This is a genomic window from Oscillibacter sp. KLE 1728, from assembly GCF_934833455.1.
GTDB classification, from domain to species: domain Bacteria; phylum Bacillota; class Clostridia; order Oscillospirales; family Oscillospiraceae; genus Oscillibacter; species Oscillibacter welbionis.
In genome coordinates this window covers 2,324-3,421 of sequence record NZ_CAKVVF010000131.1, presented here as the reverse complement: position 1 = coordinate 3,421, position 1,098 = coordinate 2,324, and the positions used below count along the sequence as shown (strand labels likewise).

Here is a 1,098-nt window from a genome sequence, read left to right as displayed (position 1 = left end):
CTGGAGGGCTATCTGCTCACCGGACGCCACGGCTTTTTCAACAGCTATGAGGCCTTCATCCGGATTGTGGACTCCATGTTTTCCCAGCACGCCAAGTGGCTGAAAACCTGCAACGAGCTGCCCTGGCGGCAGGATATCGCCTCTTTGAACTATATCCTCTCCTCCAATGTGTGGCAGCAGGACCATAACGGCTTCACCCACCAGGACCCCGGCTTCCTGGACCACGTGGCAAACAAGAAGGCGGACGTGGTGCGCATCTATCTGCCCCCGGACGCCAACTGCCTGCTGAGCGTGTTCGACCACTGCATCAAGAGCCGGAACTATGTAAACGTCATGGTGGCCAGCAAGCATCCCCGCCCCCAGTGGCTCACCATGGACCAGGCGGTGAAGCACTGCACCCAGGGCATCGGTATCTGGGACTGGGCCTCCAACGACCAGGGGGAGGAGCCGGACGTGGTCATGGCCTGCTGCGGCGACACGCCCACTCTGGAGACGCTGGCGGCGGTGACGATCCTGCGGAAGGAGCTGCCAGAGCTGAAGATCCGGGTGGTGAACGTGGTGGATCTGATGAAGCTCCAGCCCCACACGGAGCATCCCCACGGCCTCACGGACATGGAGTACGATATGCTCTTCACCCAGGACAGGCCCATCATCTTCGCCTACCACGGATACCCCACGCTGATTCATGAGCTGACCTACCGCCGGCACAACAAGCATCTTCACGTCCGTGGCTACAAGGAGGAGGGCACCATCACCACGCCCTTCGACATGCGGGTCCTCAACGATATCGACCGGTTCCATCTGGTGATCGACGTGGTCCAGCGGCTACACTCCCTGGGTAACCGGGGGGCCTATCTGGTCCAGCGGATGAACGACAAGCTGGTGGAGCACCGCCAGTATATCAAGGATCACGGCGTGGACCTGCCGGAGATCCGGGAGTGGAAGTGGAACAACGGCAAGGGAATTGAGTGAGCCGCTTTTATCAGCAAAGTAGAAGTGCCCCCCCACGAAAGAGGCGGGGCACTTAAGACCCTGTTTTATTATTGGGGGGTGGAAATGGTGGTTCCATCTTCATCCGTGTCCACAAATAAGCCGTGA

At 59.5% G+C, this 1,098-nt stretch carries 1 protein-coding gene; it reads left to right on the top strand.

Annotated elements, in window-relative coordinates:
- Positions 1-972: phosphoketolase family protein (locus QVE23_RS10710; protein ID WP_287968203.1), on the top strand; the 972-nt coding region annotated here is incomplete at its 5' end.
- Between the last annotated feature and the right edge of the window lie 126 nt (positions 973-1,098).